Here is a 13,500-nt window from a genome sequence, read left to right on the forward strand (position 1 = left end):
CGGGTGTTCCACGGCAGTCGATCCCGCCGGGAAAGCTCCTTTTGGCCGTGGACACCGCCGCCCACGTTCCGCGCTCCGCCGCCGTTCGGCGTGATCCGCCCCGAGCCCCGGTCCCGTAGTGCACACCACCGCAGAGCATTCCCTGGCCGCGCCGTTCCCGGCTCCGGTCACGCAACGCATCCGGAGGATCGCATGTACGACATGATCGAGTACCCGTCCGCGCCCGACTCCCAGGACGAGATCAACCGCGCCCTGCAGGACGCCCTCAACCGGCGGGCCTGAGGCCCGGTTTCGGCAACGGTCGCGCGAACCCCCGGCCGGAGGCACCCGCACTCCGCCGGGGCGGTAGGGTTGTCTCATTCAGTGTTCATCCTGGTCTCACCATATGAGAAGCGGCCGGTGGGGCCGTGTCGAAGCAGAGGCAGTCCGTATGGCAGCGCGCACCGTGAAACTGGCGGTCATTCCCGGCGACGGGATCGGTCCCGAGGTCATCGCCGAAGGGCTCAAGGTGCTGGAGGTCGCGGCCTCCCAGCACGACCTCGCGGTGGAGACCACCGAGTACGAGCTGGGCGCCAGGCTCTGGCACCGCACCGGTGAGACCCTGCCCGACTCGGTCGAGGCCGAGCTCGCCGGGCACGAGGCCATCTACCTCGGCGCCGTCGGCGACCCGTCGGTCCCCAGCGGCGTCCTGGAGCGCGGCCTGCTGCTGCGTCTGCGCTTCGACTTCGACCACTACGTCAACCTGCGCCCCGTCCGCCTCTACCCGGGGGTGGACAGTCCGCTCGCCGGTGTGGGCCCCGAGGACATCGACATGCTGGTGGTCCGCGAGGGCACCGAGGGTCCCTACGCGGGCGCCGGGGGCGTCCTGCGCAAGGGCACCCCGCACGAGATCGCCACCCAGGACAGCGTCAACACCCGCTTCGGGGTGGAGCGCGTCGTGCGCTACGCCTTCGACAAGGCCGCCTCCCGCCCCCGCCGCAAGCTCACCCTGGTCCACAAGGACAACGTCCTGACCTTCGCCGGTGAGCTGTGGCAGCGCGTGGTCCGGGAGGTTGGCGCCGAGTACCCGCAGGTCGCCGTGGACTACTGCCACGTCGACGCCGCGTCGATGTTCTTCGTCAACCAGCCCGCCCGCTTCGACGTGGTGGTCACCGACAACCTCTTCGGCGACATCATCACCGACATCGGCGCCGCCATCACCGGCGGCATCGGACTGTCCGCCAGCGGCAACATCAACCCGGACAACACCTTCCCCAGCATGTTCGAGCCCGTCCACGGCTCCGCGCCCGACATCGCGGGCCAGGGCAAGGCCGACCCCACCGCCACGGTGCTCTCGGCCGCGACCATGCTGGAGCACCTCGGAGTGCCCGAGGCGGCCCGCCGGATCGAGGCGGCGGTCGCCACGGACCTCAAGACCCGCGCCCAGAACGGCGCGGTCCGCTCCACCTCCCAGATCGGCGACGACCTCGCCGCGCGAGTAGCCGAGCAGGGCTGACGCACACGCCGGAAGCCCTGCCCTTTCCCGAGGCGCGGCTGACGGCCCTGTTCACCTTCACCGTCGACGGGCGCGCCCGGGTTCCCGAGCGCGCCCGTCGCCGTGTCCGCGTGCGGCTCCGTTCCCCGAGCGGTGCCGCCCTCGCGTGCATCACTCCTGCTCTGGCACCGGGTGCGCTCTTCAGACAGACTAGATCCCAGGCTGGCGATGCTGCCGGCCTGATGCACCCGAGAGGACCACCGACACCATGAACAACGACACCACCACAAGCGGGTTGACGTTCGACATCCAGCTCTCCGACAGGCGGAAGACCCCGCAGGAACGAGAGGCACTGCTGGAGAGTCCCGGGTTCGGCAAGGTGTTCACCGACCACATGGTGAGCATCCACTACACCGAGGGGAAGGGGTGGCACGACGCGAAGCTGGAGCCGTACGGTCCGCTGAGCCTGGACCCGGCCACCGCCGCCCTCCACTACGCCCAGGAGATCTTCGAGGGCCTCAAGGCCTACCGGCACCCCGACGGCTCGCTCGCCTCCTTCCGCCCCGAGTCCAACGCGGCCCGCTTCAACCGCAGCGCGGCGCGCATGGCGATGCCCGAGCTCCCCGAGGAGCTCTTCCTGAAGTCCATCGAACTCCTCCTGGAGCACGACGGCGACTGGGTGCCGACCAAGGAGGACTTCAGCCTGTACCTGCGCCCGTTCATGGTCGCCACGGACGTCGGCCTCGGCGTCAACCACCCGTCCCGCTCCTACGTCTACCTGCTGATCGCCTCGCCGGTCGGCTCCTACTTCTCGGGCGGCGTCCAGCCGGTGACGGTGTGGCTGTCCAGGGACTACACGCGTGCCGCGCCGGGCGGCACGGGCGCGGCCAAGTTCGCGGGCAACTACGCGGCGAGCTTCCTCGCCCAGGCGCAGGCCGTGGAGCAGGGCTGTGACCAGGTGGTCTGGCTCGACGCCCGCGAGCACCGCTGGGTCGAGGAGATGGGCGGCATGAACCTGTGGTTCGTGTTCGGCTCGGGTGAGAACGCGCGGCTGCGTACGCCCCCGCTGACCGGGACCCTGCTGCCGGGCATCACCCGCGAGTCGCTGCTGACCCTGGCCCCCGACCTCGGCATCCCGGCCGAGGAGGCGCCGATCTCCACCGACGAGTGGCGCGAGGCGGCCGAGTCCGGAGAACTCACCGAGGTGTTCGCCTGCGGCACCGCGGCCGTCATCACCCCCGTCGGCCGGGTGAAGGGCGACAACGGCGAGTTCACTGTCGGTGACGGCACCCCGGGTCCGGTCACCATGCGCCTGCGCGAGGAGCTGGTGGGCATCCAGACGGGCCTGCGCGCCGACAAGCACGACTGGATCACCCGGTTCTAGCGTGACCCCGGCGGGCCGTCCTCCCCGGGCGGCCCGCCCCCCACGTTCGGGGCCTTCAGGCTCCCGGACTGGCTACGGGGAGTCCCACCTGCTCGGCGGCGGCCAGCAGGCGCTTGTCATAGGTGACGAACGCGGTGAGATGATCGCGGTAGGCCACGTCGGCGGTCGCCAGATGGATGGCGTCAAGCGAGCGCAGCATGGGATCAGAGTATGAGGCCGCCACGGAACGGACGGTCTCGTCGATGTCGTAGAAGCCGATCCTGTCCATGACGGGGATCGCGTACTCCACGAGGTCTGGTGCGCTCCTGCGAAGAGCACGGGGCAGCTCCACCTGGAGCAGCGCCGACGCCACGAGCGGTGTGCCTCCTCGTTCGGCGAGCCACGTCTTGAGGATGGGACTCTCGTCCTCCGCGCGTACGAGTTTGATCGCGGCTGAAGTGTCCAGGCAGATCATTTAGTAACGTTCCTCGTCCCGCAGCCGTTCCATGAGGGTTCCGGCCTCCTCGGCCGAATGCGCTGAAACCCTGGGGCTGGGCATGGGTGTGGTGAGCCGTGGAGGCCGGAACTTACCGGAGGCGATGAGCTCGTTCAGAGGGTGAGGTGCTTTGGGGGCGATGCTGACGACCACCGCGTCGTCGCCGGTGATCTCGATCTCTTCGCCACGTCTGGCCCGCTCGACCCAGGGCAGCATGTCTTCAGGCAGTTCGTGCGCGGGAACAGTGCTCATGGGCTCAGCTTAAGGGGCGCTGTTGTGACTGTCAGGGTCTTTCGGCGAGGGTTACGCGGAACGCCGGATATGTCCGGTGTGAGAAACCGCCGTCTCGAATGGTGGGACAATCCGCCGTTGAGCACCGAGAACTCCGCCACCGTGTGGCACACTGACCTCATGCCGTCTCAGGTGCTCATTATCGTGAGGCGCGCTGGCTGACCATCGGACGCCGCCAGCGCGCTGACCTCTCGTGTCCACGAGGGGTCTTTTTTGTTGGCGGGGCCCGGTCGGCCACACCACAGCATCCACCTTCGGGAGTTCCACCCATGAGGGACGACAGTTTCCACGTCTTCGACACCACGCTGCGCGACGGGGCCCAGCGCGAGGGGATCAACCTGCGGGTCTCCGACAAGCTGGCCATCGCCAAGCTGCTGGACGACTTCGGGGTGGCGTTCATCGAGGGAGGGTGGCCGGGGGCCAACCCCAAGGACACCGAGTTCTTCCAGCGGGCTTCACGAGAGCTGACGCTGGAGCACGCGCAACTCACCGCGTTCGGCGCGACCCGCCGTGCCGGTGTGCGGGCCGCCGACGACCCACAGGTGGCCGCACTGCGCGACAGCGGCGCACCGGTCGTCACCCTTGTCGCCAAGAGTGACGACCGGCACGTCGAGCGCGCGCTGCGCACGACCCTCGACGAGAACCTCGCCATGATCGCCGACACGGTGTCCCACCTGCGCGAACACGGCCAGCGCGTGTTCGTGGACTGCGAGCACTTCTTCGACGGATACCTCCACAACCCCGACCACGCGCTCGACGTGGTCCGCGCAGCCGCCGGGGCGGGGGCCGACGTCGTCGTCCTGTGCGACACCAACGGGGGCATGCTCCCCACCGACATCACCCGCATCGTCACCGAGGTCCGCGAGGCCACCGGCGTCCGCCTGGGCATCCACGCCCAGGACGACACCGGCTGCGCCGTCGCCAACACCCTCGCCGCCGTGGACGCGGGCGCCACCCACGTGCAGTGCACCGCCAACGGCTACGGCGAGCGGGTCGGCAACGCCAACCTCTTCTCCGTGGTCGGCGCGCTCACGCTCAAGCGCGGCCGCGAGGTCCTCCCCGAGGGCTGCCTGGCCGAGATGACCCGCGTGTCCACCGCCATCGCCGAGATCGTCAACCTCGCCCCCGACACGCACCAGCCCTACGTGGGGGTGTCGGCCTTCGCCCACAAGGCGGGGCTGCACGCCTCCGCGATCAAGGTCGACCCCGACCTGTACCAGCACACGGATCCCGAGCTGGTCGGCAACACCATGCGCATGCTCGTCTCCGACATGGCCGGGCGCGCCTCCATCGAGCTCAAGGCCAGGGAGCTGGGCCTGGACCTGTCCGGAGACCGTGCCCTGTCGGGGCGGGTCGTGGAGCGGGTCAAGGGCCTGGAACTGTCGGGCTACAGCTTCGAGGCCGCCGACGCCTCCCTGGACCTGTTGCTGCGCGAGGAACTGGGGCAGCCGGTCCGCTACTTCGACGCCGAGTCCTGGCGCGTCATCACCGAACGCCGCCCCCGGGTCGGCTCCAGCCCCCTGTCCAGCGACTACGAGAGCCTCACCGAGGCCACCGTCAAGCTGCTGGTCAAGGGCGAACGCGTGATCGCCACCGCGGAGGGCAACGGCCCCGTCAACGCCCTGGACCGGGCACTGCGCAGCGCCATGGAGAGCGTGTACACCGCGCTGGCCGGACTGGAGCTGACCGACTACAAGGTCCGCATCCTGGAGGGCAGCTCCGGCACCAACGCCATCACCCGCATCCTCATCACCTTCAGCGACGGGTCGGGGGAGTGGACCACGGTCGGCGTGGGACCCAACGTCGTCGACGCGTCCTGGGTCGCCCTCGAACAGGCCATCACCTACGGGCTCCTCCGCCAGGGCTATCCGCAGGGCTGACCGGCGGCCCTCCCCGGGAATCGGGGCCCTGGCTCCCGGGGGACCGGACAGGGTGTGAGGGGACGGGGCGGCAGCCGCCCCGTCCCCTCGCACCGCCCTCGTCCCCGCGCCGCCTCGCCGTGCCAGTCCGGAACTTGTTCGCGCCGGTCGCGGCGTGCGCCCGTCCACGGTGTGCGCAGGCTGCCTCCGGCCGCGGCCGCCCTTCACGGCGGCCTGGCGTCGCTTTTCGTACTCGAATCGATACTGGGAGTAACTCAATCTGCGTGCGCGGTCGGGCGGAAAAGCACGCACGCCCTCGGGGCGGGTCCCTCAGCCCTCGGGGTCGTTCTCGGGGTGGACCCAGCCGTTGGGCTCGCATCCCTGGAGGCCCAGGGTCTGTTGCTGCATTACGGGGGCCGGTTCGCCCTCGCCGGGGCAGTCCACGTGGCCGTGGCCCAGGGTGTGGCCCACCTCGTGGTTGATCAGGTAGATCCGGTAGGTCTCCAGGTCGTCCTCGAAGTGGGGGACGCCCGACACCCAGCGGTTCTGGTTGATGATCGCCCGGTTCCCGTTCGCGCAGGACACGTACCCGTCGGTGTTCAGCGGGGCGCACAGCCGGTCCACGGTCTCCGGTGCCGCCAACAGCACGCGGACGTCGGCGTCGTCGCCGTCCACCCGCTGCATGGCGCGCTCGCCGTCGTCGCCCCAGCTGCGCGGGTCGCCCAGGATCTCCTCCACGGCGGCCGCGAAGTCCTCGGACTCCCCGGGCAGCCCCTTCTCGACCTCCACGGCGAAGGTGGTCACCGGGCCGTCGCCCATGACGTCGCTCTCGCCCTCCAGCACGGAGAACTCGCCGTCGGCGCTCTCGACCTCCTCCTCCACGGAGCGGAGCAGCGGCGCCTCTTCCTCCCCGGCCCGCTCACCGGGGTCGGCGGAGGACTCCGACTCGGGGGCGGCGGCCCCGTCCGCCGAGTCCCGGTCCTCCACGGAGGTGCGCCGGTCGCCGCCCTCCTCGGGAACCCCGTCGCCGACCGGTCCGGACGCGGAGGTCTCGGCGGGGTCGCCGAGGTCGGGCCCGTACCCGGGCACGCTCACCATGAGCACGGTGGAGGACCCGGAGACCAGGCACAGACCCAGCGCCAGACCCATCGGGTACCGGCGGCGCTTGCGGTGCCGGGCACGGGGACGACCCCTGGGCGAAGCGGGCGTGGGCACGGGAATCAGCCTCTCGACGGCGGACGACGGACCCAGCATGCCAGAGTTCGCCCCAAGGAAAGGCCAAGGCAGTGTCCGGGAAGGCCAGGTGTGGGAGGGCATGGAATGTCCTGTGCCCTTTCGGGGCTATCGCGTGCACCCGTACCGTCCGGGGCGCGGTCGTGGTGTGTCCTTCGACTCCCCCCGGACGGGGCCCGTCCGCTCCCGGCCACCCGCCGCGCCGATACCCTTCAACCGCAAGCGAGACAACAGGGCTGCTGGGAGGCATCAGGTGCGCATCGCGCGGTTCGCGTCCGGTGACGAGGTCGGGTTCGGCCTGGTAGAGAAGGATTCCGACACAGGGGAGGAGTTCGTCGCCCGGCTGAGCGGCCACCCCCTCATCGGCGACATCCAGCTGACCGGCGAGCGGGCCAAGCTCTCCGACGTCCGGCTGCTGTCACCGGTGCTGCCGACCAAGGTGGTCTGCATCGGCAAGAACTACGCGGACCACGTCGCGGAGATGAAGGACGTCACGGGGGAGTCCACCGACGAGCCCGTCGTCTTCCTCAAGCCCTCCACCGCCGTGACCGGGCCCCACGACCCGATCTTCCGCCCCGCCGTCTCCGAGCGGGTGGACTACGAGGGCGAGCTGGCCATCGTCATCTCCCGCCCCTGCCGCGAGGTGCCGCGCGAGCGCGCCAAGGACGTCATCTTCGGCTACACCGTCGCCAACGACGTCACCGCCCGCGACCTCCAGAAGAAGGACAAGCAGTGGACGCGGGCCAAGGGCTTCGACTCCTTCTGCCCCATCGGTCCCTGGATCACCACCGGGATGAGCATCGAGGAGGCGCAGGACCTGGCCGTCACCACCACCGTGGACGGCCGGACCCGCCAGGACGGGCGCACGTCGCAGTTCATCCACGACATCCCGGGCATCATCGCCTACGTCACCTCCTTCATGACGCTGCTCCCCGGTGACGTGGTCCTCACCGGCACCCCCGCCGGGGTGGGCCCGGTCGAGGTCGGCCAAGAGGTCGCGGTGACGGTGGAGCGGCTGGGCACCATCACCAACCGCGTGGTGGCCCGCGACTGAGGGTTTTCCCGTCCGCACCGACCCCGTACGCGGACCGGGTGGTCGGCGGCGCCCGCGCCGCCGACCCGCGCACGAGTGGAAGGCAGTCCGTTGACCATCCCCCGACGCCGCCGCACCGGCTTCCTCGTCCTGGCCGGCGCGCTCGCCCTCGTGCTCCTGGCCGCGGGGACCGCCTACTGGACGGCCGCGCGCACCGACGACGGCGGGGGCGGCGCCGGCACACCGACAGGGGGACCCGTGAGCGAACCGCGCCGCGTCATGCTGGCGGGCGACTCGATGACCCAGGGCGCCAACGGCGACCGGACCTGGCGCTACCACCTGTGGAACCACCTCTCCCCGCACGTGGAGGAACTGGACTTCGTCGGCCCCTACAGCGACCCCGCGACCCGCGACATGATCCTGCCGGTCCCCACCACCGAGGACGAGGCGACGCCGAGCCCGGACGGCGACCCCGCCGAGGACTACCAGGAGGACGGCACGGAGCAGGACGGCACGGAGCAGGACGGTGCCGACGGGGGCGCTCCCGAAGCGGGCCCCTCCACGCCGGGCTCCGACGAGCCGCCGCCGGAGGACGGTGTCGTCTGGCCCGGCGCGGACGGCGACCCGGACACCGCCGAGTACCGGGACCCCGACTTCGACCAGGACCACAACGCCCTGTGGGGCCGCACCCTCCGCGACGCCTCCTCCTCCATCCGGGAGGACGTCCGCGTCCACCGCCCGGACGTGCTGTGCGTCATGCTCGGCGTGAACGACCTGCTGTGGCCGGTCACGATGGAGGAGATGGAGTACCGGCTGCGCGGCTACGTGGAGGCGGCGCGCGAGGCGAACCCGCACCTGCGCGTCGTGCTCGCCGAGACGCTGCCCATCGCCCTGGCCGAGTCCGACGAGGGCTTCGCCCTGCGCGTGTACGCGTACAACGTCCTGATCCGCGAGGTCGCCGCCGACATGTCCACGGAGCGCTCGCCGGTGATCAGCCTGGACGTGGCGGGCGGAGAGGACTGGGACGTGGCCGCCGACACCTACGACGGCACCCACCCCAACGCGCGCGGGGAGGTCAAGATCGCCGCGGCCTTCGCCGACGCCCTCGCGGAGGGCTACGGAATCGGCCGGGCCTACCCGCGCCCGCTGCCCACGGCCTCCGCCGGGGGGTGAGGCGGAGCGGGGACGCCGACCACCGCCCCGGCCCGCCTCCCGCCTTCCGGCTGGGGGGAGCGGTCCCGCGCGCGTGACGGGGACCAGCGGGGGGACCAGCGGGTTTCCCCGGGCCCCCGCCCACCGCGGATACCCTGGGCGCGTGACTGAGACTTCGATTCGTACCCGCTTCGCCCCGTCCCCCACGGGCATGTTCCACGTCGGCGGCGCGCGCTCCGCGCTGTTCAACTGGGCGCTGGCACAGCAGCGGCCCGAGGGCCGCATGGTGCTGCGCGTCGAGGACACCGACGCCGCACGCAACCGCCCCGAGTGGACCGAGGGCATCATCCGCGCGCTGGCCTGGCTCGGCATCGGCGAGGACGACCCGCACTTCGAGGGTCCCTACTTCCAGTCGGAGTACGCGGGCAAACACCGCGAGACCGCGCAGGAGCTGTACAAGAACGGCCGCGCCTACTACTGCGACTGCACCCGCGAGCAGGTGCAGGAGCGGCGCGACAACCCCAACCTGGGCTACGACGGGTTCTGCCGCGACCGGAACCTGGCGCCCGGCCCGGGCCGGGCCCTGCGCTTCCGCGTGCCCGAGGGCGGCCCCACCGTCGTGGAGGACCAGATCCGCGGCCGCGTGGAGTTCGAGCACTCCGCCATCGAGGACTTCGTGATCGCCCGCGCCGACGGCTCGCCGCTGTTCGTGCTGGCCAACGTCGTCGACGACGTCGAGATGCGCATCACCCACGTCGTCCGAGGCGAGGAGCACCTGTCCAACACCCCCAAGCAGCAGCTGCTGTGGGAGGCGCTGGGGCTGACCCCACCGGTGTGGGCGCACCTGCCGGTCATCGTCAACGAGCAGCGCAAGAAGCTCTCCAAGCGCCGCGACAAGGTCGCCCTGGAGTCCTACCAGGAGGAGGGCTACCTGCCGGAGGCGATGGTCAACTACCTCATGCTGCTGGGCTGGGCGCCGGGCGACGACCGCGAGATCATGCCGTGGTCGCAGATGCAGCCGCTGTTCCGGGTGGAGGACGTCAACAGCTCCAGCGCCTTCTTCGACGAGAAGAAGCTGCGCGCCTTCAACGGCGAGTACATCCGCGCGCTCTCCGCCGACGAGTTCGCCGAGCGCTGCCAGCCGTGGCTGACCGGCGACGCGGCCCCGTGGGACCCGGCCGACTACGACCCGGCGGTCTTCGCCGCCGTGGCCCCGCTCGCGCAGAGCCGCGTGGCGGTGCTCAGCGAGATCGTGCCGAACGTGGACTTCCTCTTCCTCCGCGAGCCCGTGGAGGACGAGAAGAGCTGGGCCAAGGCCATGAAGCCGGGCGTGGGGCGGGAGATGCTCCAGGCCGCCCTGGCGCGCTTCGCCGACCCGGAGCTGCCGTGGGCCGCCGAGGACCTCAAGGCCGCCACCGAGGAGGTCGGCGCCTCGCTGGGCCTGAAGCTGGGTAAGGCGCAGGCTCCCGTGCGCGTCGCGGTCACCGGCCGCACCGTCGGCCTGCCGCTGTTCGAGTCGCTGGAACTGCTCGGCCGCGAGCGCGTCCAGGAACGGCTGGCCGCGGCCCTGGCGAAGCTGGCCGCGCAGGAGGGCCCCGCCGGGTCCTGAGGCGGACGGGGTGGTCGGAGCCACAGCCCGGCCGCCCCGATTCCGGTTCGCGAGTACTCCGAATGTCCGCTAGAGTTGTCCACGTCGCCGAGGGGGACGGGGAAGCGAAAGCGAACCGGGTCCTCCCAAAGCATTGGGATATGGTGTAATCGGCAGCACGACTGATTCTGGTTCAGTTAGTCTAGGTTCGAGTCCTGGTATCCCAGCTCCGGTCAGCGTTGAGGCGCTGACCGCGCGGGTCGCAGACCCGAAAGCGCGCCCCCGTCGTCTAGTGGCCTAGGACGCCGCCCTCTCAAGGCGGTAACGGCGGTTCGAATCCGCTCGGGGGTACACAGAGGGAGAGGCTCTCACCATGTGGGGGCTTTCTTTCTGACCGATGCATGCCATCGGTGTCCGGTTGGGGCGGGTATCGTAGTAGAAGATCCGCCCGGACCAGTCCGGCCCCCGTCGTCTAGTGGCCTAGGACGCCGCCCTCTCAAGGCGGTAACGGCGGTTCGAATCCGCTCGGGGGTACCACCAGGTGAGGCTCCATCCACGAGGATGGGGCCTTTCGTGTTGCTCGGTGGTCCTTGAAGACCCTCCTCCCGGGGTCGCGGAGGGCGGATCCGCGGCGGTGCGGCGTCCCTGGGATACTGGGTGGGCGCAGTCTCCCGGCCGCCCAACCCCTGTCGGAGCGTATGAAGAGCGACCATCCCTCCCCAGCCGTCCGGACCGGACCGGCGCCTCCGGACGCGCCGTGACCGGCCGTGAGCTCGGTCCGGGCAACCACCAGGACAAGGAACTCCGTGATGTCCTCAAGGACCTGTGCGAACAGGGGTGGGTGCTGAGGCAGGAGGGACACTGGGGGCGCCTGTACTGCGACTGCGGCTGCACCCGCATCCAGGTCCCCGGGACGCCGCGCAACTCCGGCCGGGCCGCGCGCCGTATCCGGCAGGAGGCGCGGCGCTGCCCGATGCCACCGGACGACCCCCGGCGGGGCGCGGGCGGGTTCCGCGAGTGAGGCCGGTCCGGTCGGAGGCGGTTCCGGTGGGTGCCGACCGTGGTGGGGTCCGGCCGTTCCGGGTATCCTTGTGTTGACGTTTGCCAACGGCTGAGCGGCATCCGGCGGGTTCCGGGGCGCGGCGGCCGTTGACCGTGGCCGGTAGCCCGGCACACACCGGAGGAAGGCGAGGCCGATGGCCGAGTACGAGTTCGTCTTCGTCGTGGACGGGTTCGACCTGGACGACCACGACACCGTCCAGGCCCTCAGCGAGAGCTTCGACGCCGTCGTCTCCTTCTGGCACGGCTCCCCGCGCCTGTCCGTGGCCGCGCTCGGCCCGGACGCGGTCACGGCGGCCAGGTCGCTGGTGGAGCGCGTTCACGTGACGGTGCCCGGTGTGCGGATGGTCCGCCTCGACAGGGAGCTGGTCGGGGTCTCCGACATCGCCGAGATCACCGGCCGGAGCAGGCAGAACGTCGACCAGTGGGTCCGCGGGCAGCGGCACGACGGCGTTCCCTTTCCCGCGCCGGAGGCGGCCGTGGGACGCTCCCTGGTGTGGCTGTGGTCGGAGGTCAACGCGTGGCTGAGCGGGATCGGCCTGGACGACGGTCAGCTGCGGCCCACGCGGACGGAGATGACCGAGATCGACTGGCTGCTCCAGACCTCGCGCAAGGTCGAACTCGCCCTGGTCCGCCACGCCAACAGCCCCGACGCGCGCCGGGTGGCCAGGCTGCTGGCCGCGCACGCCCGCACCACGCGCGAGTTCATCCACTACCTGGTGAAGAACCCGCGGGTGCGCGACGCCCGCGGCCGCTACACGGTGCTGGTCTGCTCGCCCCGCGACGAGGCGGTGGACGTCTTCCGCAGGCTGGAGGCCTTCGAGCACCCGGTCGTGCTCGCCACGGTGACCAACCGCATCCACGCCCTGGTCATGGTCGACGGGGAGGGCGAGCGCGGTGACGCGACTGAGCTGGTGCCCGGGATGACCGTGCGCGACTGGCTGGGGATGATCGCCCTGTCGCCCGAGAGCGAGTTCACCGTCGCGTCGGAGGGCGCGTCCACCAAGACCGCGCCCATCACCGCGCGGTCGCCGATGGACCTCGTCGGCGCCTGAGCCCGGGGCCCGGCCCCCGGCGGCGGACCGTCACGGAAGGATCTGCCCCCGGGAAAGAGCGTCACCAGAGGCTCCACGCCGCTCCCGGGGGGTGAATCGTCACCGAGCGTTTCACCTCGATGCCCTCGGGCGGGCCGTCTCCCGGACGGCACCCTCGGGCGGGCGGTCCGGCTAGTGCCCGCCCTCGTAGCTGTGCAGGGACTCGCTGACCTTCTCCGCCGCCGACAGGACCGCCTGGGAGTGGATGCGGCCGGGGGAGCGGGTCAGGCGCTCTATGGGGCCCGACACCGACACGGCGGCGATCACACGTCCGCCGGGGCCCGACACCGGCGCGGACACCGACGCCACGCCCTGCTCGCGCTCGGCGACGCTCTGGGCCCACCGGCGGCGGCGCACCTGGGCCAGGCTGGCCGCCGTGAACCGCGCCCCCAGCAGGGAGCGGCGGATCCGGTCGGAGTCCTCCCAGGCCAGCAGGACCTGGGCGGCCGAACCGGCGTTCATGGGCAGCTCGCTGCCGACCGGCACCGTGTCGCGCAGCCCGCTGCTGCGCTCGGAGGCGGCCACGCACACCCGCAGGTCCCCCTGACGGCGGTAGAGCTGCGCGCTCTCCCCGGTCAGGTCGCGCAGCTGCACCAGGACGGGGGAGGCCACGGCCAGCAGCCGGTCCTCGCCGGTCGCTATCGACAGCTCACCCAGGCGCGGGCCCAGCACGAAGCGTCCCTGGCTGTCGCGGGTGACCATGCGGTGGCGCTCCAGCGCCACCGCCAGCCGGTGGGCCGTCGGCCGGGCCAGGCCGGTGATCTGTACCAACTGGGCCAGGGACGCCGGTCCCGACTCCAGGGCGTCGAGGACGGACATGGTCTTGTCCAGGACACCGACGCCGCTGGATGAGCTAGA

12 protein-coding genes and 3 tRNA genes are annotated in these 13,500 nt (G+C 71.2%); 11 read left to right on the forward strand and 4 right to left on the reverse strand.

Annotated features, from left to right (window positions below; translation table 11 throughout):
• Nucleotides 1–430: 430 nt before the first annotated feature.
• Nucleotides 431–1,495, forward strand: a complete 1,065-nt coding sequence (locus ACSIH6_RS21315) for a 3-isopropylmalate dehydrogenase (protein WP_435110070.1) — start codon at nt 431–433, stop codon at nt 1,493–1,495.
• Between the two features lie 247 nt (nt 1,496–1,742).
• Nucleotides 1,743–2,858: a branched-chain amino acid aminotransferase gene (locus ACSIH6_RS21320; protein ID WP_435110071.1), complete on the forward strand. Its 1,116-nt coding sequence runs from the start codon at nt 1,743–1,745 to the stop codon at nt 2,856–2,858.
• A 55-nt stretch (nt 2,859–2,913) separates the two neighbouring features.
• Here the strand turns inward: ACSIH6_RS21320 and ACSIH6_RS21325 are convergent, their stop codons facing one another.
• Together ACSIH6_RS21325 and ACSIH6_RS21330 are read right to left on the reverse strand one after the other, a co-directional pair.
• The gene (locus ACSIH6_RS21325; RefSeq protein WP_435110072.1) at nt 2,914–3,312 is read right to left on the reverse strand and encodes a type II toxin-antitoxin system VapC family toxin; all 399 of its coding nucleotides are present in this window, start codon (nt 3,310–3,312) and stop codon (nt 2,914–2,916) included.
• Entirely contained in the window at nt 3,313–3,585 is a 273-nt protein-coding gene (locus ACSIH6_RS21330; RefSeq protein WP_435110073.1) for a hypothetical protein, read from the reverse strand. It abuts the gene before it with no gap.
• Nucleotides 3,586–3,893: 308 nt separating this feature from the next.
• Here ACSIH6_RS21330 and cimA point away from each other — a divergent pair, with 308 nt between their 5' ends.
• Entirely contained in the window at nt 3,894–5,504 is a 1,611-nt protein-coding gene (cimA, locus tag ACSIH6_RS21335) for a citramalate synthase (RefSeq protein ID WP_435110074.1), read from the forward strand.
• 309 nt (nt 5,505–5,813) lie between these two features.
• Here cimA and ACSIH6_RS21340 read toward each other — a convergent pair whose 3' ends face one another.
• Nucleotides 5,814–6,632, reverse strand: coding sequence for a DUF3152 domain-containing protein (locus tag ACSIH6_RS21340; protein ID WP_435110093.1), 819 nt, complete (start codon nt 6,630–6,632; stop codon nt 5,814–5,816).
• Between the two features lie 337 nt (nt 6,633–6,969).
• On the opposite strand from ACSIH6_RS21340, the gene ACSIH6_RS21345 reads away from it, so the two are divergent.
• The 8 genes from ACSIH6_RS21345 to ACSIH6_RS21380 all read left to right on the forward strand — a co-directional run bounded on the left by ACSIH6_RS21345 (nt 6,970) and on the right by ACSIH6_RS21380 (nt 12,603).
• Nucleotides 6,970–7,770: a fumarylacetoacetate hydrolase family protein gene (locus ACSIH6_RS21345; RefSeq protein WP_435110075.1), complete on the forward strand. Its 801-nt coding sequence runs from the start codon at nt 6,970–6,972 to the stop codon at nt 7,768–7,770.
• Nucleotides 7,771–7,860: 90 nt separating this feature from the next.
• Nucleotides 7,861–8,922 (forward strand): GDSL-type esterase/lipase family protein, encoded by a 1,062-nt coding sequence (locus ACSIH6_RS21350; protein WP_435110076.1) that lies wholly within the window; start codon nt 7,861–7,863, stop codon nt 8,920–8,922.
• 142 nt (nt 8,923–9,064) lie between these two features.
• Nucleotides 9,065–10,510: a glutamate--tRNA ligase gene (gene gltX / locus ACSIH6_RS21355; protein WP_435110077.1), complete on the forward strand. Its 1,446-nt coding sequence runs from the start codon at nt 9,065–9,067 to the stop codon at nt 10,508–10,510.
• A 134-nt stretch (nt 10,511–10,644) separates the two neighbouring features.
• Nucleotides 10,645–10,716, forward strand: a tRNA-Gln gene (locus ACSIH6_RS21360).
• A 51-nt stretch (nt 10,717–10,767) separates the two neighbouring features.
• Nucleotides 10,768–10,840 (forward strand) — tRNA-Glu (locus ACSIH6_RS21365).
• 110 nt (nt 10,841–10,950) lie between these two features.
• Nucleotides 10,951–11,026, forward strand: a tRNA-Glu gene (locus ACSIH6_RS21370).
• A 220-nt stretch (nt 11,027–11,246) separates the two neighbouring features.
• A complete protein-coding gene (locus tag ACSIH6_RS21375) occupies nt 11,247–11,510 on the forward strand; it encodes a hypothetical protein (RefSeq protein ID WP_435110078.1) in 264 nt (87 codons plus the stop codon).
• Between the two features lie 175 nt (nt 11,511–11,685).
• Nucleotides 11,686–12,603: a helix-turn-helix transcriptional regulator gene (locus tag ACSIH6_RS21380; RefSeq protein WP_435110079.1), complete on the forward strand. Its 918-nt coding sequence runs from the start codon at nt 11,686–11,688 to the stop codon at nt 12,601–12,603.
• Nucleotides 12,604–12,774: 171 nt separating this feature from the next.
• Here ACSIH6_RS21380 and ACSIH6_RS21385 read toward each other — a convergent pair whose 3' ends face one another.
• On the reverse strand, nt 12,775–13,461 hold the full coding sequence (locus tag ACSIH6_RS21385; RefSeq protein ID WP_435110094.1) for an IclR family transcriptional regulator: 687 nt from the start codon (nt 13,459–13,461) through the stop codon (nt 12,775–12,777).
• Nucleotides 13,462–13,500 lie beyond the last annotated feature (39 nt).

It is taken from the genome of Nocardiopsis synnemataformans, assembly GCF_965343085.1.
Classification (GTDB): Bacteria; Actinomycetota; Actinomycetes; order Streptosporangiales; family Streptosporangiaceae; genus Nocardiopsis; species Nocardiopsis alborubida.

What these genes read in the sequence shown, in the direction of transcription:
- cimA (WP_435110074.1), top strand. Translation starts at nt 3,894, where the DNA reads ATGAGGGACGACAGTTTCCACGTCTTCGACACCACGCTGCGCGACGGG.
- ACSIH6_RS21340 (WP_435110093.1), bottom strand. Translation starts at nt 6,632, where the DNA reads ATGGGTCTGGCGCTGGGTCTGTGCCTGGTCTCCGGGTCCTCCACCGTG.
- ACSIH6_RS21320 (WP_435110071.1), top strand. Translation starts at nt 1,743, where the DNA reads ATGAACAACGACACCACCACAAGCGGGTTGACGTTCGACATCCAGCTC.
- ACSIH6_RS21380 (WP_435110079.1), top strand. Translation starts at nt 11,686, where the DNA reads ATGGCCGAGTACGAGTTCGTCTTCGTCGTGGACGGGTTCGACCTGGAC.
- ACSIH6_RS21315 (WP_435110070.1), top strand. Translation starts at nt 431, where the DNA reads ATGGCAGCGCGCACCGTGAAACTGGCGGTCATTCCCGGCGACGGGATC.
- ACSIH6_RS21325 (WP_435110072.1), bottom strand. Translation starts at nt 3,312, where the DNA reads ATGATCTGCCTGGACACTTCAGCCGCGATCAAACTCGTACGCGCGGAG.
- ACSIH6_RS21330 (WP_435110073.1), bottom strand. Translation starts at nt 3,585, where the DNA reads ATGAGCACTGTTCCCGCGCACGAACTGCCTGAAGACATGCTGCCCTGG.
- ACSIH6_RS21385 (WP_435110094.1), bottom strand. Translation starts at nt 13,461, where the DNA reads ATGTCCGTCCTCGACGCCCTGGAGTCGGGACCGGCGTCCCTGGCCCAG.